Raw genomic sequence first — 21,653 nt, forward strand, 5'->3', positions numbered from 1 at the left:
GAGAGTAGACCATGAGCCAAGGTATTGAATTCAATCGGTTGATGATGGACATGAAGGCCATGAAAATGGATGCCATGTCGACGCCGAAATCGACCGCCGCTGTCCCTGAACTGGCAGGCAGCAGCTTTTCCGACATGCTCGGTCAAGCCATCAACAAAGTCAGCAATACCCAGCAGGCTTCGACCCAGCTGGCCAACGCCTTCGAAATCGGCAAGAGCGGCGTCGACCTGACGGACGTGATGATCGCTTCGCAAAAAGCCAGCGTGTCGTTCCAGGCTCTGACCCAGGTGCGCAATAAACTGGTTCAGGCCTATCAAGACATCATGCAGATGCCGGTTTAAGGAAGAGATTGAGTCATGGCAGAAGCAGTCGCCGATAACGTTCCGGCCAAGGCCACCCCGATAGACGGCAAACCGCCGCTGTTCGGCTTGTCCTTCCTGGAAAACCTCTCCGAGATGACCGTGCTGCGTCAGGTGGGCCTGTTGGTCGGTCTGGCTGCGAGCGTGGCGATTGGCTTTGCCGTGGTGCTGTGGTCGCAGCAGCCGGATTATCGTCCGTTGTACGGCAGTCTTGCCGGCATGGACGCCAAGCAGGTCATGGACACCCTGGCCTCCGCCGACATCCCTTACACCGTTGAACCCAACTCCGGTGCCTTGCTGGTCAAGGCCGATGACTTGTCCCGTGCGCGGATGAAGCTCGCTGCTGCTGGTGTCACTCCCAGCGATGGCAACATCGGTTTCGAAATCCTCGACAAGGAACAGGGTCTGGGCACCAGCCAATTCATGGAAGCGACGCGTTACCGTCGCGGCCTTGAAGGTGAACTGGCGCGAACCATCTCCAGCCTGAACAACGTCAAGGGTGCCCGCGTGCACCTGGCGATTCCGAAGAGTTCGGTGTTCGTGCGTGATGAACGCAAGCCGAGCGCTTCGATTCTGGTCGAGTTGTACTCCGGTCGTTCGCTGGAGCCAGGCCAGGTCGTTGCCATCATCAACCTGGTGGCCACTTCCGTTCCCGAGCTGAGCAAATCGCAGATTACCGTCGTCGACCAGAAGGGCAATCTGCTCTCTGATCAGGCGGAAAACTCTGAAATGACCATGGCCGGCAAGCAGTTCGATTACAGCCGTCGCATGGAAAGCATGCTCACCCAGCGCGTGCACAACATTCTGCAACCGGTACTGGGCAACGATCGCTACAAGGCTGAAGTGTCGGCCGATATCGATTTCAACGCCGTCGAATCCACTGCCGAGCAGTTCAACCCGGATCAACCGGCGCTGCGCAGCGAGCAGTCAGTTAACGAACAGCGTACCGCCAGCAATGGCCCGCAAGGTGTGCCGGGTGCCCTCAGCAACCAGCCACCGTCGCCGGCCTCGGCACCGCAAACCACGGGTGGCGCTGCAGCGCCTGCCAGTATGGTGCAGCCAGGTCAGCCATTGGTTGACGCCAACGGCCAGCAGATCATGGACCCGGCGACCGGTCAGCCGATGCTCGCGCCGTACCCGGCCGACAAGCGTCAACAATCCACCAAGAACTTCGAACTCGATCGCTCCATCAGCCACACCAAGCAGCAGCAGGGTCGCCTGAATCGTCTGTCGGTGTCGGTGGTGGTTGACGATCAGGTCAAGGTCAATGCGGCCAACGGTGAAACCACCCGCGCGCCGTGGAGCGCCGACGAATTGGCGCGCTTCACTCGCCTGGTGCAGGACGCCGTCGGTTTTGACGCCAGCCGTGGCGACAGCGTCAGCGTGATCAACATGCCGTTCTCCGCCGAGCGCGGTGAAGTGATTGCCGATATTCCGTTCTACTCCCAGCCATGGTTCTGGGACATCGTCAAACAAGTGCTGGGCGTGTTGTTCATCCTGGTGCTGGTGTTTGGTGTGCTGCGTCCGGTGCTCAACAACATCACCGGCGGTGGCAAAGGCAAGGAGCTGGCCGGTCTGGGCAGCGACGTGGAACTCGGTGGCATGGGCGGCCTGGACGGCGAACTTTCCAACGACCGCGTGAGCCTCGGTGGTCCGCAGAGCATTCTGTTGCCGAGCCCGAGCGAGGGTTATGACGCGCAACTGAATGCAATCAAGAGTCTGGTGGCAGAAGACCCGGGTCGCGTGGCCCAGGTCGTGAAAGAGTGGATTAACGCAGATGAGTGATAACCGAGCCGCCGTCGCCAAACTGACCCGGGTTGATAAAGCAGCGATTCTGCTGCTGTCCCTGGGCTCGACCGATGCCGCGCAAGTGCTGCGCCACATGGGCCCGAAAGAGGTTCAGCGTGTGGGTGTGGCCATGGCGCAGATGGGCAACGTCCATCGCGAGCAAGTCGAACAGGTCATGAGCGAGTTCGTCGACATCGTCGGCGACCAGACCAGCCTGGGCGTCGGTTCTGACGACTACGTGCGCAAAATGCTCACCCAGGCCCTGGGTGAAGACAAGGCCAACGGCCTGATCGATCGCATCCTGCTCGGTGGCAACACCAGCGGCCTCGACAGCCTGAAATGGATGGAACCGCGCGCGGTTGCCGACGTAATCCGTTACGAACACCCGCAAATCCAGGCGATCGTGGTGGCATACCTCGACCCGGATCAGGCCGGTGAAGTGCTTGGCAACTTCGACCACAAGGTGCGTCTGGACATCATCCTGCGCGTCTCGTCGTTGAATACCGTGCAACCGGCAGCATTGAAAGAGCTCAACCAGATTCTCGAGAAGCAGTTCTCCGGCAACTCGAATGCCTCGCGCACCACCCTGGGTGGCATCAAGCGTGCGGCGGACATCATGAACTTCCTCGACAGCTCGATCGAAGGCCAGCTCATGGACTCGATCCGCGAAGTCGACGAAGACCTGTCCGGTCAGATCGAAGACCTCATGTTCGTGTTCAACAACCTCGCCGACGTCGACGACCGCGGCATTCAGGCGCTGTTGCGCGAAGTGTCTTCCGACGTGCTGGTGCTGGCCCTCAAGGGTTCGGACGAAGGCGTCAAAGAGAAGATCTTCAAGAACATGTCCAAACGTGCCGCCGAACTGTTGCGCGACGACCTCGAGGCCAAAGGCCCGGTGCGCGTCAGCGACGTGGAAACGGCGCAGAAGGAAATCCTCACCATTGCTCGTCGTATGGCCGAAGCTGGCGAGATCGTCCTGGGTGGCAAGGGTGGCGAGGAAATGATCTAAGCCCATGGATAAGCACGATGACGATGTGACGGATCTGATCCGTGCCCGCGATGTTCGCGGCTTTGAGTCCTGGGCGCTGCCCAGCTTCGATCCGCCAAAACCGGAACCCGAGCCAGAGCCCGAGCCTGAACCGCCGGAAATGGAAGAAGTGCCGCTGGAAGAAGTCCAGCCACTGACGCTTGAGGAGCTCGAAAGCATCCGCCAGGAGGCTTACAACGAGGGCTTCGCCGTTGGCGAAAAAGAAGGTTTTCACAGCGCCACGCTGAAGGTGCGTCAAGAGGCCGAAGTGGCCCTGGCGGCAAAACTCGCCAGCCTTGAGCAACTGATGAGTCATTTGTTCGAGCCGATCGCCGAGCAAGATACCCAGATCGAAAAGTCGCTGGTCGATCTCGTGCAACACATCACCAAACAGGTGATCAAGCGCGAATTGGCGATCGACTCCAGCCAGATCGAACACGTCATGCGCGACGCCCTCAAGCTGCTGCCGCTGGGTGTCGACAACGTGCGTCTGTACGTCAATCCGCAGGACTTCGAGCAGGCCAAAGCCCTGCGCGAACGTCATGAGGAAAGCTGGCGCATCGTCGAAGACGAGTCCTTGTTACCGGGCGGTTGCCGGGTCGAAACCGCGCACAGTCGCATTGATGCCAGCATCGAAAGCCGCGTCATCCAGGTCATGGACAAGCTGTTCGACCAGTTGCACGAACAAGTCCTTCATCCGGCCGAGCCGGACGTGAGCCTGGACATTCCTGAAGACATCAAACCGGCGGCAGTCCCGGAAGAGCCGCTCGCGGACGAACCCGATGCGCCTTGAACGCACCAGTTTCGCCAAGCGCCTGAGCACCTATGCCGAGGCCACCGAAATTGCCGGCGCGCCGATTCTCGAAGGTCGCCTGCTGCGCATGGTCGGCCTCACGCTGGAAGCCGAAGGCCTGCGTGCAGCCATGGGCACGCGCTGCCTGGTGATCAACGACGACAGCTATCACCCCTCGCAGGTGGAAGCGGAAGTCATGGGCTTCTCCGGCAGCAAAGTATTTCTGATGCCGGTCGGCAGCGTCGCCGGCATTGCTCCGGGTGCCCGCGTGGTGCCGCTGGCCGAAACCGGTCGTTTGCCGATGGGCATGAGCATGCTCGGTCGCGTACTCGATGGTGCCGGTCGTGCGCTGGACGGCAAGGGCGGCATGAAAGCCGAAGACTGGGTGCCGATGGACGGCCCGACCATCAACCCGCTCAACCGTGACCCGATCAGCGTGCCGCTGGACGTCGGCATCCGTTGCATCAACGGTTTGTTGACGGTCGGTCGTGGTCAGCGCCTCGGTCTGTTCGCCGGTACTGGCGTGGGTAAATCCGTGCTGCTGGGCATGATGACCCGCTTCACCGAGGCCGACATCATCGTCGTGGGTCTGATCGGTGAGCGGGGTCGAGAAGTTAAGGAGTTCATCGAGCACATTCTCGGTGAAGAAGGCCTCAAGCGTTCGGTGGTGGTCGCCTCGCCGGCGGACGATGCGCCGCTGATGCGTTTGCGCGCGGCGATGTACTGCACGCGGATCGCCGAGTATTTCCGCGACAAGGGCAAGAACGTCCTGTTGCTGATGGATTCGCTGACCCGTTTCGCCCAGGCCCAGCGGGAAATCGCCCTGGCCATCGGCGAGCCGCCAGCGACCAAGGGTTATCCGCCATCGGTATTCGCCAAACTGCCGAAACTGGTGGAGCGCGCCGGTAACGCGGAGAAGGGCGGCGGTTCGATCACGGCGTTCTACACCGTGTTGTCCGAAGGCGATGACCAGCAGGACCCGATTGCCGACTCGGCGCGGGGCGTACTCGACGGGCACATCGTGCTGTCCCGGCGACTGGCCGAGGAAGGACACTACCCGGCCATCGATATCGAAGCGTCGATCAGCCGGGTGATGCCGGCGGTGGTCTCGGCGGAACATATGCAGCGTGCGCAGTATTTCAAGCAGTTGTGGTCGCGCTATCAGCAGAGTCGCGATCTGATCAGTGTCGGCGCCTATGTTGCTGGTGGCGACCGCGAGACCGATCTGGCGATTTCCCTGCAACCGCAGTTGGTCAGGTACCAGCGCCAGGGGCTGAACGACAAAATCAACATGGGCGAAAGCCAGGCTTATCTGGAAACGCTGTTCGCCCCTGCGGCGGGCGGGTAACCGCTCATGGCCGTCAGCCGAGCCGCGCGCCTGGCACCGGTGGTGGACATGGCCGAACAGGCCGAGAAAACCGCCGTGCAACGCCTGGGCTATTTTCAGGGTCAGGTCAAAGTCGCCGAAAGCAAACTCGCCGACCTCAATGCCTTCCGTCTGGATTACTCGCAGCAATGGATCGTGCGCGGCAGCACCGGCGTGAGCGGGCAGTGGCTGCTTGGTTTTCAGGGCTTTCTGGCGCAACTCGACACCGCTGTCGATCAGCAGCGGCAAAGCCTGGTCTGGCACCAAAACAAGCTCGATAAGGCGCGTGAGGAATGGCAGCAGGCGTTCGCCAAAGTCGAAGGTTTGCGCAAGTTGGTGCAGCGTTATCGCGAAGAGGCGCAACGTCTCGAAGACAAGCGCGAGCAGAAACTGCTGGACGAGTTGTCCCAGCGGTTGCCACGACATGAACCCTTCTAGGCCGCGCGGCTAAACCCTGTGGGGGTTGTTCACTGGATGCGGGGCTGCCTCGAAATCAGTGGGAGGGGGCTTGCTCCCGAACGCGGTCGGTCAGCTGATGGAAGTGTTAACTGACACAACGCCTTCGGGAGCAAGCCCCCTCCCACAATGTCACACGCCTCTCCCGCATTTGATCCGACTCTGAACCTTGCCCCAACCCAGTCCAGGTGCTAAACCTTGTACACGTTCGTCAATGACAAGGAAGCCAGTCAATGTCAGTCGTTACAGAAGTATCCCCGGATGGTCAAAAGCTGACGATTTCGGTCAGGGGGCGGTTCGATTTTGGCCGCCATCAGGAATTTCGTGAGTCTTATGAGCATCTTGCCAAGAAACCCGAATCCATTGTGGTCGATCTGAAAGAAGCCACCTACCTCGACAGTTCGGCATTGGGCATGCTGCTCCTGCTGCGCGATCACGCCGGCGGCGACGACTCGGATGTGCGGGTGGTCAACAGCAACTCCGACGTGCGCAAGATCCTCGCCATCTCCAACTTCGACAAGCTCTTCGACATCAGTTGACGGCCATGCAGGCGCAAGAGCCGCTGACCATCCTGATCGCCGAAGACAGCGCTGCCGACCGCTTGCTGCTGTCGACCATCGTCCGTCGCCAGGGGCACGAAGTCCTGACGGCGGCCAACGGTGCAGAAGCGGTCGAATTGTTTCGTCGCCAGCAACCCGATCTGGTCCTGATGGACGCGATGATGCCGGTGATGGACGGCTTTGAAGCTGCGCGGCAGATCAAGGCGCTGGCCGGAGAAACGCTGGTGCCGATCATCTTCCTCACATCGCTGACTGAGAGCGAAGCGCTGGCCCGTTGTCTGGAGGCCGGTGGCGACGACTTTCTGGCGAAGCCCTACAATCAGGTGATCCTCGCCGCCAAAATCAAGGCGATGGATCGCTTGCGGCGCCTTCAGGCCACGGTCCTGCAACAGCGCGACCTGATCGCCAAACATCACGATTACCTGCTTAACGAGCAACGCGTCGCCAAAGCGGTGTTCGACAAAGTCGCGCATTCCGGTTGCCTGAGTGCGCCGAATATTCGCTACCTGCAGTCACCTTATGCGTTGTTCAACGGGGATCTGCTGCTGGCGGCGTACACGCCGGCCGGTGACATGCATGTGCTGTTGGGGGACTTCACCGGCCATGGTCTGCCGGCGGCGGTGGGGGCGATGCCGCTGGCGGAGGTGTTTTACGGCATGACCGCCAAAGGTTGCGGGCTGGCTGAAACCCTGCGCGAGATGAACGCCAAGCTCAAGCGCATCCTGCCGGTGGACATGTTCTGCTGCGCGACGCTGCTGTGTCTTAGTTTTCAACGGCGTTCGGTCGAGGTGTGGAACGGTGGCATGCCCGACGGTTATCTGCACCGCATCGCCAGTGGCGAGCGCGAACCGCTGGCGGCGCGGCATTTGCCGTTGGGGGTGCTGAGCCCGCAGGCGTTCGACGATCGTACCGAAGTTCATTCAATGGCCGTGGGCGATCGGGTGTTTCTGTTGTCGGACGGGGTGCTCGACACCAGTGATGCCAGTGATCAACTGTTCGGTGTCGAGCGCCTGCAGCAGGTGTTTGCCAACAACCGTGAGCCGGATCAGTTGTTTGAGGATATCGAGCGCGCACTGCAAGCGTTTCGCGGTGAGGCTCGAGATGATGTGAGCATGGTCGAAGTCAGCCTCCTGGCGCCCGCGCAGGTCAAGCCGTCGACGCCGGTGTATTCCGACAGCGGCCAGTCGTGCCCGCTGGACTGGTCGGTGAGCTTCGAGTTTCGGGGTACCACGCTCAAGCGTTTCAATCCCTTGCCGTATCTGTTGCAGTTACTGCTGGAAGTGCACGGATTACGGGTGCAGGGTGGCGCCATCTACAGCGTGCTCGCCGAACTGTATTCCAATGCCCTGGAGCACGGCGTGCTTGGGCTCGACTCAAGCCTCAAGCGCGATGCATCGGGATTCGCTCGCTATTATGGGCAGCGCAACACGCGACTGGAGTCCCTGCAGGACGGTTACGTGCGCGTGCATTTGCAGGTCACGCCGCGAGGCGAGGGCGGGTGTCTGGTCATTCGCGTCGAAGACAGCGGCGCAGGCTTCGATGTGGCGAGGGTGATGGAGCGACCGCTGGACGGTGTCCGTCTGTCGGGGCGCGGAGTCAGCCTGGTCCGTCAATTGGGGCGCAACGCCAGTTGGTCGGACGAAGGTCGTAGTGCTCGCGTGGAGTTTTTCTGGGAGGTTGAGGCATAATCCGCGTAATTCTTGATCAAGGAGTGAACAAGTGGCTGACACACATGTAGATCGCGAGGCGCTGAGCGTACTGCGCGAAGTCATGGAGGAGGGTTATCCGGAGCTTCTGGATACCTTTCTGGCGGATTCCGAAAGTCGCTTGGGCGAGTTGCAAAAGACCTCTGATGCCAAGGTGTTGTCGGAAGTTGCCCATAGTTTCAAGGGCAGTGCCAGCAACATGGGAGCTGTCCGCCTGGCGGCGCTCTGCCAGGAACTCGAATCGGACGCCAAAGACAAGAGCCCGGCGGAAATAGTCAAACTGGTCGCTGAGATCAGCGGCGAATTTGCTGAAGTTCGTCCGGTTTACGAAAGCGAAAAACATCCCGCTCACACGCACTGATCCCACCGTCCGGCGCTTTTCTCAAGCGTCGGACAAAACTGGCCCGGCACTTGCAGTTATCTCCGCCAACTGTACCTACGAGCCCAGTGCAGCGGAGACCGTTTCATGCCTGCGACCCCCAACATTCTTCTTCAGAACGCCGCCCAGGCCAAGGCTCAGGCCGCCTCTGCCAAAACCTCGGCAATGGCCGCAGACGCCGGGGACAAGGCCTCAAGCTTCGCTCAAGTGTTCGCCGATCAAGGTTCGAAAAAGCCTGCGACGAGCGCTGACAACTCGGTCAAATCACCGCGTGACAAGGTCGCTGACAATGGCGGCAAAAAGGACGTCGGCAAGGATCAGTCGGCCACTTCCAAGCCTGCCGTTGCCGATAGCGGCAATGCCTTGCCTGCCGACAAGCCTGCCGCGACCGATGACAAGTCCGTCAGCGGCGATGACGCCATTGATACGTCGCAGACCCCGGTGACCGACGCCGCGCCGGTCGACCCGACGCTGGATCCTGCGTTGGCCGCCGTAGTGCAGCCGGTAGTGACCCCAGTCGTAGTGCCAGCTCCGGTCGTCGAAGCCGGCGCCGCGCCGAAAACCGAAACCCCGGCAGTCGCCGTGTTGCCAAGTGTGGTCAAAGACCCGGCAGCCAGCGCCGACAGCGATTTCGATCCTTCAACCGATCCACTCGATGCGTTGCCGGCCGTGCGCATGGCGATGGAGCAGGGCGGGCACATTTCCGCTGCCAGCCAGGCACAACCGAAAGCGACCCCTGCGCAAGCTCAGGCTGACGGTGAATTGACCTCGGCGCAGAACTTTGCCGCCGGCATGGCGAGCATGCTCGACGTGCAGTCCGACAAGGACAGCACCAGTCAGGGTGGCGAGAAAGCCTTCAGCGGGTTGATCGACGAGGGTCTGAAAGACCTGAAAACCGCGACCAGCGATACCCGCGTCGATGACTTTGCCAACCGCCTGGCTGCACTGACTCAGGCTGCCACGCCGAAGACTGCGAACGCCGTGCCGGTGAACCAGCCGATCGCCATGCATCAAAGCGGCTGGACGGAAGAAGTGGTCAACCGCGTCATGTATCTGTCGAGCGTCAACCTGAAGGCGGCGGACATTCAATTGCAGCCCGCCGAACTCGGTCGCCTGGATATCCGCGTGAACATGGTGCCGGACCAGCAGACGCAAGTGACGTTCATGAGCGCGCACCCAAGTGTGCGTGAAGCGCTTGACGGGCAGATGCATCGTCTGCGGGAGATGTTCAACCAGCAGGGCATGGGCCAGGTCGACGTTAACGTGTCTGACCAGAACCGTGGCTGGCAGGGCCAGCAAGGTCAGGAACAGGCGCAGCAGGGCCAGAGTGGTCGTAGCAGCGCTGCCGGTGGTCGTCTGGATTCGGCGGATGAAGAATTGGCGCCTGTCAGCGTGGCCGAAGCTACCGCGCAGACCGCCAGTGTGATCGGCTCCAGCGCCGTCGACTATTACGCCTGACACAACCCTGTACCCCCTGTGGGAGCGGGCTTGCTCGCGAATGCGGATTGCCATTCAACATTAATGTTGACTGACACACTGCATTCGCGAGCAAGCCCGCTCCCACATTGGTTTTGTGTGTTCTCCCAATTTGCTCCGACACTTCTGGCATAACACTTGCTCTTGCCTTGCCGTGCGACTGTGAAAACCCGAATAGTGACGGATTATTGGCATGGCGAAGAGCGAAACAGCAGCAGTAAAAGACCCCGCGACCAAAGGCAAACTCAAGCTGATCATCGTGATCGTGCTGGCGTTGCTGCTGGCCATTGGCGCGTCCGTGGGGGCGACCTGGTTCTTCATGCACAGTGCCCAAAGCAAGCCTGCCGAGGCCGCCGATGCTGCGCCGGTCGGCAAGCAACCGGCGATTTTCGAGCCTATGGCGCCGGCGTTTGTCGCCAACTACACCCAGAATGGCCGTCAACGCTACATGCAGGTGAGCATCACCATGCTGGGCCGCAATCAGGCCGATCTGGAAGCGCTGAAAGTGCACATGCCGGTGATTCGCAACAACCTGGTAATGCTCTTCTCCGGTCAGGATTTCGCCACATTGGCGACGCCGGTCGGGCAGGAGATGTTGCGCCAGAAGGCTACAGCCAGCGTCCAGGAAGTGGCGCAAAAGGAGCTGGGCAAAGTGGTGATCGAACAGTTGCTTTTCACTAATTTCGTACTGCAGTAGGAACACGACATGGCCGTGCAGGATCTGCTGTCCCAGGATGAAATCGATGCGCTGTTGCATGGCGTCGACGATGGTCTGGTACAGACCGATAACGCTGCCGAACCCGGCAGTGTCAAAAGCTACGACCTGACCAGCCAGGATCGCATCGTCCGTGGACGCATGCCGACTCTGGAGATGATCAACGAGCGTTTTGCCCGTTACACTCGCATCAGCATGTTCAACATGCTGCGCCGCTCGGCGGACGTTGCCGTCGGTGGCGTACAGGTGATGAAGTTTGGCGAGTACGTGCACTCGCTGTACGTGCCGACCAGCCTCAACCTGGTCAAGATCAAGCCGTTGCGCGGCACTGCGCTGTTCATCCTCGACGCCAAACTGGTGTTCAAGCTGGTGGACAACTTCTTCGGCGGCGATGGCCGTCACGCCAAGATCGAAGGGCGTGAATTCACCCCGACCGAACTGCGCGTGGTGCGCATGGTGCTGGAGCAGGCGTTCGTCGACTTGAAAGAAGCCTGGCAGGCGATCATGGAAGTCAACTTCGAGTACATCAACTCGGAAGTGAACCCGGCCATGGCCAACATCGTCGGCCCGAGCGAAGCAATTGTGGTCTCCACCTTCCACATCGAACTCGATGGCGGTGGCGGCGATCTGCACGTGACCATGCCGTACTCGATGATCGAGCCGGTGCGCGAAATGCTCGACGCCGGTTTCCAGTCGGACCTCGACGATCAGGACGAGCGCTGGGTCAACGCCCTGCGCCAGGACGTGCTCGATGTCGACGTGCCGATCGGTGCCACCGTGGCCCGCCGCCAGTTGAAACTGCGCGACATCCTGCACATGCAGCCGGGGGATGTGATCCCGGTGGAAATGCCGGAAGAAATGATCATGCGCGCCAACGGCGTGCCGGCCTTCAAGGTCAAGATGGGCTCGCACAAAGGCAACCTCGCGTTGCAGGTTATCGAGCCAATCGAGCGCCGCTGAAACGGCGCCGTACCCCCTTTTTTGCACTAACTGAATTGTTGCCCGCCGAGGACACATGATGAACGACGATATGAACGCCCAGGACGATCAGGCACTGGCTGATGAATGGGCCGCCGCCCTCGAAGAAACCGGTGATGCCGGCCAGGCTGACATCGACGCACTGCTGGCCGCCGACGCTGGCGCCGCGAGCTCCAACCGTCTGCCGATGGAAGAGTTCGGCAGCGTGCCGAAGAACAACGATCCGGTGACGCTGGACGGTCCGAATCTGGACGTGATCCTCGATATCCCGGTGTCCATCTCGATGGAAGTGGGCAGCACTGACATCAACATCCGCAACCTGCTGCAACTGAACCAGGGCTCGGTGATCGAGCTTGATCGCCTGGCCGGTGAGCCGCTGGACGTACTGGTCAACGGCACGCTGATCGCGCACGGCGAAGTGGTAGTGGTCAACGAGAAGTTCGGCATCCGCCTGACCGACGTGATCAGTCCAAGCGAACGCATCAAGAAGCTGCGCTGAGTGAAGCGGTTTCTCTGGGTTCTACTGGCATTGCCATTGAGCGTGCTCGCCGCTGAACCGGCGGCAACTGCTGGCACGGCGGCTACCACTGCTGCGCCTGTCGCCGCTACTGCGCCAATGGTCAACAGTGGCGTGGCCGGGCAATTGACGCAGCTTGTGTTTGGCCTGTTGCTGGTGCTGGGGTTGATCTTCTTCCTCGCCTGGCTGTTGCGCCGGGTGCAGCAGGCGGGGCCTGCGGGCAAAGGGCAGGTGATCGAGCTGATCGGTTCGCGCGCGCTGGGTCCGCGTGACCGTTTGATGCTGGTGCAGGTCGGTAACGAGCAGATTCTGCTCGGGCTGAGCCCTGGCACCATCACCGCGCTGCACGTGCTCAAGGAGCCGGTCGAGGTGCCGGGTGGCAGCGAGAAAGCGACGCCGGAATTCGCCCAGCACCTGCTGAAGATTCTCGGCAAGGATCAGAAGGATAAGAAGTAATGGGTGCGCTACGCATCGTCTTGACGCTGGCTCTGATGCTGGCCGCGCCGCTGGCATTGGCCGCCGATCCGTTGTCGATCCCGGCGATCACGCTGGGCACCAACGCCGACGGCGCTCAGGAGTATTCGGTCAGTCTGCAGATCCTGCTGATCATGACCGCGCTGAGTTTTATCCCGGCGGCGGTCATCCTGATGACCAGTTTTACCCGGATCATCATTGTCTTCTCGATCCTGCGTCAGGCCCTCGGGCTGCAACAGACGCCGTCGAACCAGATCCTCACCGGTATGGCGCTGTTTCTGACCATGTTCATCATGGCCCCGGTGTTCGACCGGGTGAACAACGATGCGCTGCAACCGTATCTGGCGGAAAAACTCACCGCCCAGCAAGCGGTGGAAAAAGCCCAGGTGCCGATCAAGGATTTCATGCTCGCGCAGACGCGTACCAGCGATCTGGAGCTGTTCATGCGCCTGTCCAAGCGCACTGACATCGCCACCCCGGATCAGGCGCCGCTGACCATTCTGGTGCCGGCGTTCGTCACATCCGAACTCAAGACCGCGTTCCAGATCGGCTTCATGATCTTCATTCCGTTCCTGATCATTGACCTCGTCGTGGCCAGTGTACTGATGGCGATGGGTATGATGATGCTCTCGCCGCTGATCATTTCCCTGCCGTTCAAGATCATGTTGTTCGTGCTGGTGGATGGCTGGGCGCTGATTATCGGCACGCTTGCCAGCAGTTTTGGAGGTGTCACGCCATGACGCCAGAAGTCGCGGTCGACATATTCCGCGAAGCCCTGTGGCTGACCACCATGATGGTCGCCATCCTGGTGGTGCCAAGTCTGTTGGTCGGTCTGCTGGTGTCGATGTTTCAGGCGGCGACGCAGATCAACGAACAAACGCTGAGCTTCCTGCCGCGTCTTTTGGTGATGCTGGTGACCCTGATCGTCGGCGGTCCGTGGATCGTGCAGACCTTCATGGAATACATCATTCAGCTGTACAAAAACATTCCGATGGTTATCGGCTAAGCCATGCAATCGCTGCTTCAGCTGACCGACACCCAGATCAGTTCCTGGGTGGCGACGTTCATGTTGCCGCTGTTTCGCGTGGCATCGATGCTGATGGTCATGCCGGTGTTCGGCACAACCCTCATGCCGCGACGCGTGCGCCTGTATTTCGCCGTGGCGATTACCGTGGTGATCGTGCCGGGCCTGCCGCCGATGCCGGCTGTCAGTCCACTTGATCTCAGTGGTCTGCTGCTGATTGCCGAACAGATTCTGGTCGGCGCCGTGCTCGGGTTCTCCCTGCAGCTGTTTTTCCAGGCTTTTGCGGTGGCCGGGCAAATTGTCGCGGTCCAGATGGGGATGGGTTTCGCCTCGATGATCGACCCCACCAACGGCGTCTCGGTGGCGGTGATCGGACAGTTCTTCACCATGCTGGTGACCTTGCTGTTCCTGTCGATGAACGGCCATCTGGTGGTCTTCGAGGTGCTGACCGAAAGTTTTACGACATTGCCGGTCGGCAGTGGGCTGATGACCGCGCATTACTGGGAGCTGGCCGGCAAGCTTGGCTGGGTTCTGGGGGCGGCGCTGTTGTTGGTATTGCCGGCGGTGACCGCGTTGCTGGTGGTCAACATCGCTTTCGGCGTGATGACCCGCGCCGCGCCGCAACTGAACATTTTCTCCATCGGTTTTCCGCTGACCCTGGTGCTCGGGCTGTTCATCGTCTGGGTCGGCCTGGCAGACATTCTCAATCAGTACCAGCCGCTGGCCACCGAGGCCTTGCAGTTGTTACGCGAACTGGCACGGGCGCGCTGAGTCATGGCAGAGAGCGAAAGCGGTCAGGACAAAACAGAAGACCCCACGGAGAAACGTAAAAAGGATTCCCGTGAGAAGGGCGAGATTGCCCGCTCCAAAGAGCTCAACACCCTCGCGGTGGTGATGGCCGGTGCCGGCGCACTGCTGGTGTTCGGCGGTATGCTCGCCGAAGACTTGATGGAGCTGATGCGCCTGAACTTCACGCTGTCGCGTGAGGTGATCATGGATCAGGGCTCCATGGGCGCGTTTCTCCTGCAATCGGGAAAGATCGCGCTGGTAGCGATTCAGCCGATCATGATCACCCTGTTGCTGGCCGCGCTGATCGGGCCGATCTCTTTGGGTGGCTGGTTGTTCGCGGCAGGCTCGATGGCGCCCAAGTTCAGCCGGATGAATCCTGGGGCAGGCCTGAAGCGGATGTTCTCGATGAAGGCCGTCATCGAATTGCTTAAGGCACTGGCGAAATTTTTGATCACCCTGGGGGTGGCCTTATTGGTGTTGTCGGCGGACGTCGATGACCTTTTGCGCATTGCCCATGAGCCGCTGGAACAGGCGATCATTCATAGCGTGGTGCTGGTCGGCTGGAGTTCGTTGTGGCTGGCCTGCGGCCTGATCATCATCGCGGCGGTCGACGTCCCGGTGCAGATCTGGGAGAGCATGAAAAAGCTCAAGATGACCAAGCAGGAAGTGCGCGACGAGCACAAGGACCAGGAAGGCCGGCCGGAGGTCAAGCAGCGCATCCGGCAAACCCAGCGCGAAATGTCGCAGCGGCGGATGATGGCGGCGATTCCCGACGCCGACGTGGTCATCACCAACCCGACCCACTATGCGGTGGCGCTCAAATACGATTCGGAAAAGGGTGGGGCGCCGCTGTTGCTGGCCAAGGGCAGCGACTTCCTCGCATTGAAGATCCGCGAAATCGCCGTGGCCAACAACGTCATGCTCCTCGAATCGCCCGGGCTGGCGCGCTCGATCTACTACTCCACCGAGCTTGAAGAAGAAATCCCCGGCGGGCTGTATCTGGCGGTTGCGCAGGTATTGGCGTACGTCTACCAGATCCGCCAGTACCGCGCAGGCAAGGGCAAGCGCCCGGATCCGCTCAAGGATGATTTGCCGATACCGCCGGACCTGCGGCGCGACTCTTGAGTTCAGGCACCTGCGAAGCGACTGGCTCCCGTCATGAAGTCGCCTCGATATTGTCAAAAAACATGATCGTTCCGTTGGGTTCGATGATGTGGATGTGGTATATGCCCGGATGTTCGAATTTCAACTCCTTCAGCGTTGTGCCGTCACCCTGTGCTTCCTCGTCCTTCTGCCCTAGTTCCTGATTATTTTCATCATAGAAATAGGCTTTGAATCCATTACCGGCATTGATGAATCGGAAACTGATAGCCGAAACGGCCGTGTTCAAGCTTATTTTAAGCTTGCCACCCATCACCGCTAATACCTTGCCTCCGAAGTGCTCTCGATCCGGAGCGCTCCTGATGGCCATTGCAGAGGTCTCATCAGGTCGACTAATGAATTTAAAGTCCATATGGGGTCTGCTGAATCCCTGGTTGCCGCCATATGCGCAATCTTTCATATCATTGAAATCTTCGATGATCTTATTGTTCGGGGTCATGGCTATTGTCCTGCTGAGTTGAGGAGTGGCTACTCAAGCAGATATAAGAAAACGCATCTACTGTCAGAAATCACAGGTATGCGAACCGTTCGTCCGAAAGGCTTTTTAAGATAAATAAATCCGTCCCGGTTTTTCGCCGCTTTTCCTAAAAGCAAACGCTCGGATCCGTCGAAAGACGCCCTGCCGATTCCACCGGACCTGTGGCGCGATCCTTATTAACTTGCACGGGGCGTACCGTTCATCGGAAACGGTGCTTTACCTGTAATTTCTGACAGTAGACGTTGGTGTTGAAAACGGATCACATGAGTGGTGGAATTTCTCCGCTGTTCAGGAAGCGCGATCATGGCAGAACGTATCTATAGAAAACTCGAAGGAATGACGCTGGACTATGTAGACGGCAAGCTGGAAGAGAGCCCGAATGAGCGGGCCATTCGTTATACGGTCACTTTCGACATGCGGCTGGACTTCACTCACTTTGTGCAAATGGCCAACCTTAATATCCCCGGTTATCTGCACAACCCTGTCAACGCTATTCGGCCTGAGCTGGATGGCCTGGCTTACCACTACTCCTACAACTATCTGTTTGGCGCCGCTGGCAGTATTCATGACAACAAGGGCTTGTTCGAGCTGTTCACCTCTCCGTTGTACTACATGAATCAATGGGCGACCGGCGCTGATTATGAAGTGCGTTATGGCAAGCCAATGTTTGAAGTGCTCGAGAACAAGTTGCGCATTACTGCCTGCAAAGACATCCGATTGCTCAATGAGGTGCGCCAGATTGAAATCGATGATTTACCGATCTTCGAATTCCATTGGGCGCTCAATCTGCTGCAAGGTCATCTTCCTGGCGTCAGTGCGCCTGTGTCAGTGATCGTGCTCATGTATATGAATGAGGATTTCGTCGAGGTGGGTGGGCAGCACATGTTCCGCGGCACTCGATACATCAATGGCAAACAGCTCAGCTTTGGCAGTATTAAGCCCGAGCAGGTTTTGACGGCGCAGTAGTCAGCGTATATCGCAAAAGATCGTCGCCTGCGGCAGCACTTGCATCCATTCCAGGCACTGCCGAAGGCTGCGATCTCATCGCTCCCACGCATTGCGTGGGAGCGATCTTCACGACAGTGATCAGCGGACTAACCAGGCAATTGCAGATTATCCAGCACGCGATTGACCGCCAATTCGCCCTGCATGATCAGTTGCGCAATGCCCAGCAGCGTCCTGCGCTGCGACGCGGGTATGAGATGGGCGAAGTCATTGGCGATGGTTTTTGCGCAAGCGAGGGTTTCGCAGGCATCGGCGAGCAGTTCCTCGTTTTTGAAGTCTGCGGTAGCGGCGTACATCCTGCGGGCTCTACGTGGAGGTGGCGTGGAGCCGGGCGGGCAGAGGTAGTGATCGAGTGCGCGGTCGGCGGCTTCGTGGAGTTTTTTTGAATCGAGGGATTCGTAGGGCGAGGTGGCGTCGGTTTCGGGCGGGTTGGGTGTTGGTTTGATCATGGTGAAGCTCCTAGAGTCATTGGAGCTGCCAACGTTCGCTGCGAGACGAATGAGGGTGGCAGCTATACGCGGGTCGCAGACCGGGACTCTAGAACCGGCAGACCCGAAGGTCTCCCACGTACAGCCGCCATAAAATAGCGGGTGTTGTGCGTCCAGAGATCGACGGGCTGCGAGACCCGATCGCTGATTCGTCAGCGACCGGACCACAATAGAACCCGCCCCCAGGGCGCACAAGCCGGCGGATTCTGGCTTGGCTGTAGGCAATGGCGCAAGGATGTGTAGCCTCGAAGGCGTGTCTGGAGGTGTCTTTTAAACACTAGCGTTTAAGAGGCGCCGTGATTCCTGGTCGGTCCCTTGCTGTCGTTGATGGCCTCTTCGCGAGCAAGCCCGCTCCCACAGGGGATCTGTGTGATACACCCAATCTGTATTCGCTGAAGATCCGGTGTGGGAGCGGGCTTGCTCGCGATAGCGTCAGTCCAGGCAGCGAAATTTTCCCGATAAACCCCTCTGTTTTGATCATTGGCAAAAGTTGGAAGGCTTCTTGCAGTAGCCGCCGTGAGCCCGCTCTGGGCGTCAAAAGTTTGCTTTAAAGGAACGGGGAAAACCGGTGGATCGCTCTCAGTTACTCAGCACTGCTCGCTCGAACGTTGCCGACCTCAGTCGAGGCAATCTGGGTGTGCCGTTGTTGCTGCTGGTCATGTTGGCAATGATGATGTTGCCGATCCCGCCGTTCCTGCTGGACGTGTTCTTCACCTTCAACATTGCCTTGTCCATCGTCGTGTTGCTGGTGTGCGTTTACGCCTTGCGGCCACTGGATTTTGCGGTGTTCCCGACCATTTTGCTGGTGGCGACGCTGATGCGCCTGGCGCTCAACGTGGCGTCAACGCGGGTGGTGATGCTCCATGGTCAGGACGGCCACGCCGCCGCCGGTAAGGTGATTCAGGCCTTCGGTGAAGTGGTGATCGGCGGTAACTACGTGGTCGGTATCGTGGTATTCGCGATCCTGATGATCATCAACTTCGTCGTGGTGACCAAGGGTGCCGGGCGGATTTCCGAGGTGAGCGCGCGTTTCACCCTCGACGCGATGCCTGGCAAACAAATGGCGATCGACGCCGACCTCAACGCCGGTCTGATCGACCAGAATCAGGCCAAGTCGCGCCGTCAGGAAGTCGCCCAAGAGGCCGAGTTCTACGGTTCGATGGACGGTGCCAGCAAGTTCGTACGCGGTGACGCCATCGCCGGCCTGCTGATTCTGTTCATCAACCTCATCGGCGGCATGGCCGTCGGTATCTTCCAGCACAACATGACTTTTGCCGACGCTGGCAAGGTTTACGCCTTGCTGACCATCGGTGACGGTTTGGTGGCGCAATTGCCATCACTGTTGTTATCAACAGCAGCAGCGATCATGGTGACCCGTGCTTCCGGTTCGGAAGACATGGGCAAGCAGATCAACCGCCAGATGTTTGCCTCGCCAAAAGCTTTGGCGGTGGCCGCAGGTTTGATGGCGGTCATGGGCCTGGTACCGGGCATGCCGCACTTCTCGTTCCTGAGCATGGCTGCGCTGGCTGCTGGCGGCGCATACCTGTTCTGGAAAAAGCAAAACGTGGCCAAAGTCGTCGCGCTGGAAGAGGTCAAGCGTCAGCAGGAACTGCTGCCATCGCCGGCCCGCGCCATGGAAACCAAGGAGCTTGGCTGGGATGACGTGACCCCGATCGACATGATCGGCCTGGAAGTCGGTTATCGCCTGATTCCGCTGGTGGACCGCAACCAGGGCGGGCAATTGCTGGCGCGGATCAAGGGTGTGCGCAAGAAGCTTTCGCAGGATCTGGGCTTCCTCATGCCGACGGTGCACATTCGTGACAACCTCGATCTGGCGCCGAGCGCTTATCGTCTGACCCTGATGGGCGTGATCCTCGCTGAAGCGGAAATTTACCCGGATCGCGAACTGGCGATCAACCCGGGGCAGGTGTACGGCACGCTTAACGGCATCAACGCCAAAGATCCGGCTTTCGGTCTGGAAGCGGTGTGGATCGAAATCAGCCAGCGTGCCCAGGCACAATCGCTCGGCTACACCGTGGTGGACGCGAGCACCGTGGTCGCGACCCACTTGAACCAGATTCTGTACAAACACTCCAGCGAGCTGATCGGCCACGAGGAAGTGCAGCAACTCATGCAATTGCTGGCCAAAAGCTCGCCGAAACTGGCCGAAGAGCTGGTGCCGGGTGTGGTTTCGCTGTCGCAACTGCTCAAAGTGCTGCAAGCGCTACTGGCCGAGCACGTACCGGTCCGTGATATCCGCAGTATTGCCGAAGCCATCGCCAACAACGCTGCGAAGAGTCAAGATACCGCCGCGTTGGTGGCGGCGGTGCGGGTTGGCGTATCGCGCGCCATCGTCCAAAGCATTGTAGGCACTGAGTCCGAGCTGCCTGTGATCACCTTGGAGCCAAGGTTGGAACAAATATTGCTCAATAGTCTGCAGAAGGCAGGACAAGGCTCGGAAGAGGGCGTTCTGCTGGAGCCAAGCATGGCCGAGAAGCTGCAACGTTCGCTGATTGAAGCGGCGCAGCGTCAGGAAATGCAAGGTCAGCCGGTGATCCTCTTGGTAGCCGGCCCGATCCGCGCGATGCTCTCGCGCTTTGGCCGCCTGGCAGTCCCTGGACTGCACGTGCTGGCCTACCAGGAAATACCGGACAACAAGCAAGTGACCATCGTTGCGACAGTAGGGCCCAACGGCTGAGGTAGTGGTTTATGCAAGTTAAGCGTTTCTTTGCCGCCGATATGCGTCAGGCCATGAAGCTGGTTCGTGATGAGCTGGGCGCTGATGCCGCCATCATTGGCAATCGCCGCATTGCCGGCGGTGTCGAGTTGACGGCGGCACTGGATTACAAATTGTCGGCGCTGGCGCCACGGGTTCCGAACATGGAGCTCGAAGACGAGCTGCGCAAGACGCAGTCGCGCATCGTCACCGCCCAGGCCGAATTGAGCATGCGGGGTGAGGCCGACGGCAACACCAATCGCCAGTTGTTCGCCGGGCTGCCGTTGACGGCCGGCCTGCCGCTGACCGCTGCCGAACCGTTGAGCGAGCCGACTTACGCCGCCCCGGCACGTCCGGCGCCAGCACCTGCGCAGTCGTCTGGCGGTGTTGACCCGCGTGCGCTGGATTCGATGCGTTTCGAATTGAACAGTCTGCGCGAGCTGATGGAAGTGCAGCTCGGCACTCTCGCCTGGAATCAGCTGCAAGGCAGCCGTCCGGCGCAAGCCAACCTGTATCGTCGTCTGCAACGTATCGGCCTGTCCGGCCCTTTGTCGCGCGACCTGCTGGCGATGATCACCGATATTGAAGAACCTCGTCAGGCCTGGCGCATGCTGCTGGCGCACCTGGCGCGGATGATTGCCGTACCGGAAGTCGAGCCGCTGGAAGAGGGCGGTGTGATTGCGATGGTCGGCCCTGCCGGCATGGGCAAGACCACTACGCTGGCCAAGCTTGCTGCCCGCTACGTGCTCAAGTACGGCGCGCAGAATGTCGCGCTGGTGAGCATGGACAGTTTCCGCATCGGTGCTCAGGAACAACTGAAAACCCTGGGGCGGATTCTCAACGTACCGGTAACGCACGTCGACCCGGGCCAGTCGCTGGTCCAGGCGCTGGACCCACTGCTGCGCAAACGCGTGGTGCTGATCGATACCGCCGGCCTGCAAGCCAGCGATCCGGCCCTGCGCATGCAGCTGGAAAGTCTGGCCGGTCGTGGTATTCGTTCAAAAAATTATCTCGTGCTGGCAACCACCAGCCAGAAACAGGTTCTAACCGCCGCTTATCACAGTTACAAGCGTTGCGGGCTTGCCGGGTGCATCCTGACTAAACTGGATGAAACGGCCAGCCTTGGCGAAGTGTTAAGCCTGGCGATCAGTCATGAATTGCCGGTCGCGTACCTGACCGATGGCCCACGGATTCCGGATGATCTGCATCTGCCGCGCCGTCATCAACTGGTCAGCCGCGCCGTCAGCGTGCAAATGCAGGAAGAACCCAGCGAAGAAGCCATGGCTGACATGTTCGCTGATATCTATCACAGCCCGACCAAGCAGGTTGGCTGAGGTATTCATGAACAGTTTTTGTACCTACATCGATGGTCTGCCACGCATTGTTCCGGTTGTGAAC

23 protein-coding genes are annotated in these 21,653 nt (G+C 59.6%); 21 read left to right on the top strand and 2 right to left on the bottom strand.

What is annotated here, in order from left to right:
- Window positions 1–11: 11 nt before the first annotated feature.
- The 18 genes from fliE to flhB all read left to right on the top strand — a co-directional run bounded on the left by fliE (window position 12) and on the right by flhB (window position 15,532).
- Window positions 12–341, top strand: a complete 330-nt coding sequence (fliE, locus tag ATI02_RS02440; protein WP_095191141.1) for a flagellar hook-basal body complex protein FliE — start codon at window positions 12–14, stop codon at window positions 339–341.
- 15 nt (window positions 342–356) lie between these two features.
- On the top strand, window positions 357–2,144 hold the full coding sequence (gene fliF, locus ATI02_RS02445; RefSeq protein ID WP_095191140.1) for a flagellar basal-body MS-ring/collar protein FliF: 1,788 nt from the start codon (window positions 357–359) through the stop codon (window positions 2,142–2,144).
- Window positions 2,137–3,156 carry a flagellar motor switch protein FliG gene (gene fliG / locus ATI02_RS02450; protein ID WP_095191139.1) on the top strand — a complete coding sequence of 340 codons (1,020 nt, stop codon included), beginning with the start codon at window positions 2,137–2,139 and terminating at the stop codon, window positions 3,154–3,156. The genes fliF and fliG overlap by 8 nt, the downstream gene beginning before the upstream one ends.
- A 4-nt stretch (window positions 3,157–3,160) precedes the next feature.
- Window positions 3,161–3,967 carry a flagellar assembly protein FliH gene (fliH, locus tag ATI02_RS02455; protein ID WP_100845343.1) on the top strand — a complete coding sequence of 269 codons (807 nt, stop codon included), beginning with the start codon at window positions 3,161–3,163 and terminating at the stop codon, window positions 3,965–3,967.
- On the top strand, window positions 3,957–5,315 hold the full coding sequence (gene fliI, locus ATI02_RS02460; protein ID WP_095191137.1) for a flagellar protein export ATPase FliI: 1,359 nt from the start codon (window positions 3,957–3,959) through the stop codon (window positions 5,313–5,315). The genes fliH and fliI overlap by 11 nt, the downstream gene beginning before the upstream one ends.
- A 6-nt stretch (window positions 5,316–5,321) precedes the next feature.
- Entirely contained in the window at window positions 5,322–5,771 is a 450-nt protein-coding gene (fliJ, locus tag ATI02_RS02465; protein ID WP_095191136.1) for a flagellar export protein FliJ, read from the top strand.
- Window positions 5,772–6,022: 251 nt separating this feature from the next.
- Window positions 6,023–6,328: an STAS domain-containing protein gene (locus ATI02_RS02470; protein ID WP_095191135.1), complete on the top strand. Its 306-nt coding sequence runs from the start codon at window positions 6,023–6,025 to the stop codon at window positions 6,326–6,328.
- Window positions 6,329–6,333: 5 nt separating this feature from the next.
- Window positions 6,334–8,037, top strand: coding sequence for an ATP-binding SpoIIE family protein phosphatase (locus tag ATI02_RS02475; protein ID WP_100845344.1), 1,704 nt, complete (start codon window positions 6,334–6,336; stop codon window positions 8,035–8,037).
- A gap of 31 nt (window positions 8,038–8,068) precedes the next feature.
- Window positions 8,069–8,416: an Hpt domain-containing protein gene (locus ATI02_RS02480; protein WP_095191133.1), complete on the top strand. Its 348-nt coding sequence runs from the start codon at window positions 8,069–8,071 to the stop codon at window positions 8,414–8,416.
- A gap of 105 nt (window positions 8,417–8,521) precedes the next feature.
- Window positions 8,522–9,892, top strand: a complete 1,371-nt coding sequence (locus ATI02_RS02485) for a flagellar hook-length control protein FliK (RefSeq protein WP_100845345.1) — start codon at window positions 8,522–8,524, stop codon at window positions 9,890–9,892.
- A 211-nt stretch (window positions 9,893–10,103) separates the two neighbouring features.
- Complete coding sequence (gene fliL, locus ATI02_RS02495) at window positions 10,104–10,607, top strand: flagellar basal body-associated protein FliL (RefSeq protein ID WP_095191131.1); 504 nt, start codon at window positions 10,104–10,106, stop codon at window positions 10,605–10,607.
- 9 nt (window positions 10,608–10,616) lie between these two features.
- Window positions 10,617–11,585, top strand: a complete 969-nt coding sequence (fliM, locus tag ATI02_RS02500; protein ID WP_038363850.1) for a flagellar motor switch protein FliM — start codon at window positions 10,617–10,619, stop codon at window positions 11,583–11,585.
- 58 nt (window positions 11,586–11,643) lie between these two features.
- On the top strand, window positions 11,644–12,102 hold the full coding sequence (fliN, locus tag ATI02_RS02505; RefSeq protein ID WP_053118377.1) for a flagellar motor switch protein FliN: 459 nt from the start codon (window positions 11,644–11,646) through the stop codon (window positions 12,100–12,102).
- Entirely contained in the window at window positions 12,103–12,576 is a 474-nt protein-coding gene (fliO, locus tag ATI02_RS02510) for a flagellar biosynthetic protein FliO (RefSeq protein ID WP_095191129.1), read from the top strand.
- Complete coding sequence (fliP, locus tag ATI02_RS02515) at window positions 12,576–13,334, top strand: flagellar type III secretion system pore protein FliP (protein WP_095191128.1); 759 nt, start codon at window positions 12,576–12,578, stop codon at window positions 13,332–13,334. The genes fliO and fliP overlap by 1 nt, the downstream gene beginning before the upstream one ends.
- On the top strand, window positions 13,331–13,600 hold the full coding sequence (gene fliQ / locus ATI02_RS02520) for a flagellar biosynthesis protein FliQ (RefSeq protein WP_095191127.1): 270 nt from the start codon (window positions 13,331–13,333) through the stop codon (window positions 13,598–13,600). Before fliP ends, fliQ begins: the two co-directional genes overlap by 4 nt.
- A gap of 3 nt (window positions 13,601–13,603) precedes the next feature.
- On the top strand, window positions 13,604–14,389 hold the full coding sequence (fliR, locus tag ATI02_RS02525) for a flagellar biosynthetic protein FliR (protein ID WP_100845346.1): 786 nt from the start codon (window positions 13,604–13,606) through the stop codon (window positions 14,387–14,389).
- A 3-nt stretch (window positions 14,390–14,392) separates the two neighbouring features.
- Window positions 14,393–15,532 carry a flagellar biosynthesis protein FlhB gene (flhB, locus tag ATI02_RS02530; protein ID WP_100845347.1) on the top strand — a complete coding sequence of 380 codons (1,140 nt, stop codon included), beginning with the start codon at window positions 14,393–14,395 and terminating at the stop codon, window positions 15,530–15,532.
- 31 nt (window positions 15,533–15,563) lie between these two features.
- Here flhB and ATI02_RS02535 read toward each other — a convergent pair whose 3' ends face one another.
- Window positions 15,564–16,007 carry a hypothetical protein gene (locus ATI02_RS02535; RefSeq protein ID WP_100845348.1) on the bottom strand — a complete coding sequence of 148 codons (444 nt, stop codon included), beginning with the start codon at window positions 16,005–16,007 and terminating at the stop codon, window positions 15,564–15,566.
- A gap of 342 nt (window positions 16,008–16,349) precedes the next feature.
- Between ATI02_RS02535 and ATI02_RS02540 the strand changes: the two genes are divergently transcribed.
- Window positions 16,350–17,012 carry a hypothetical protein gene (locus ATI02_RS02540; RefSeq protein ID WP_095191123.1) on the top strand — a complete coding sequence of 221 codons (663 nt, stop codon included), beginning with the start codon at window positions 16,350–16,352 and terminating at the stop codon, window positions 17,010–17,012.
- A gap of 128 nt (window positions 17,013–17,140) precedes the next feature.
- Here ATI02_RS02540 and ATI02_RS02545 read toward each other — a convergent pair whose 3' ends face one another.
- Window positions 17,141–17,500, bottom strand: a complete 360-nt coding sequence (locus tag ATI02_RS02545) for a DUF6124 family protein (protein ID WP_100845349.1) — start codon at window positions 17,498–17,500, stop codon at window positions 17,141–17,143.
- Window positions 17,501–18,107: 607 nt separating this feature from the next.
- Here ATI02_RS02545 and flhA point away from each other — a divergent pair.
- Window positions 18,108–20,237: a flagellar biosynthesis protein FlhA gene (gene flhA / locus ATI02_RS02550; RefSeq protein WP_095190699.1), complete on the top strand. Its 2,130-nt coding sequence runs from the start codon at window positions 18,108–18,110 to the stop codon at window positions 20,235–20,237.
- Between the two features lie 11 nt (window positions 20,238–20,248).
- Entirely contained in the window at window positions 20,249–21,589 is a 1,341-nt protein-coding gene (gene flhF / locus ATI02_RS02555; protein ID WP_095190698.1) for a flagellar biosynthesis GTPase FlhF, read from the top strand.
- Window positions 21,590–21,653: the final 64 nt, after the last annotated feature.

This window comes from Pseudomonas baetica, assembly GCF_002813455.1.
Lineage (GTDB): Bacteria > Pseudomonadota > Gammaproteobacteria > Pseudomonadales > Pseudomonadaceae > Aquipseudomonas > Aquipseudomonas baetica.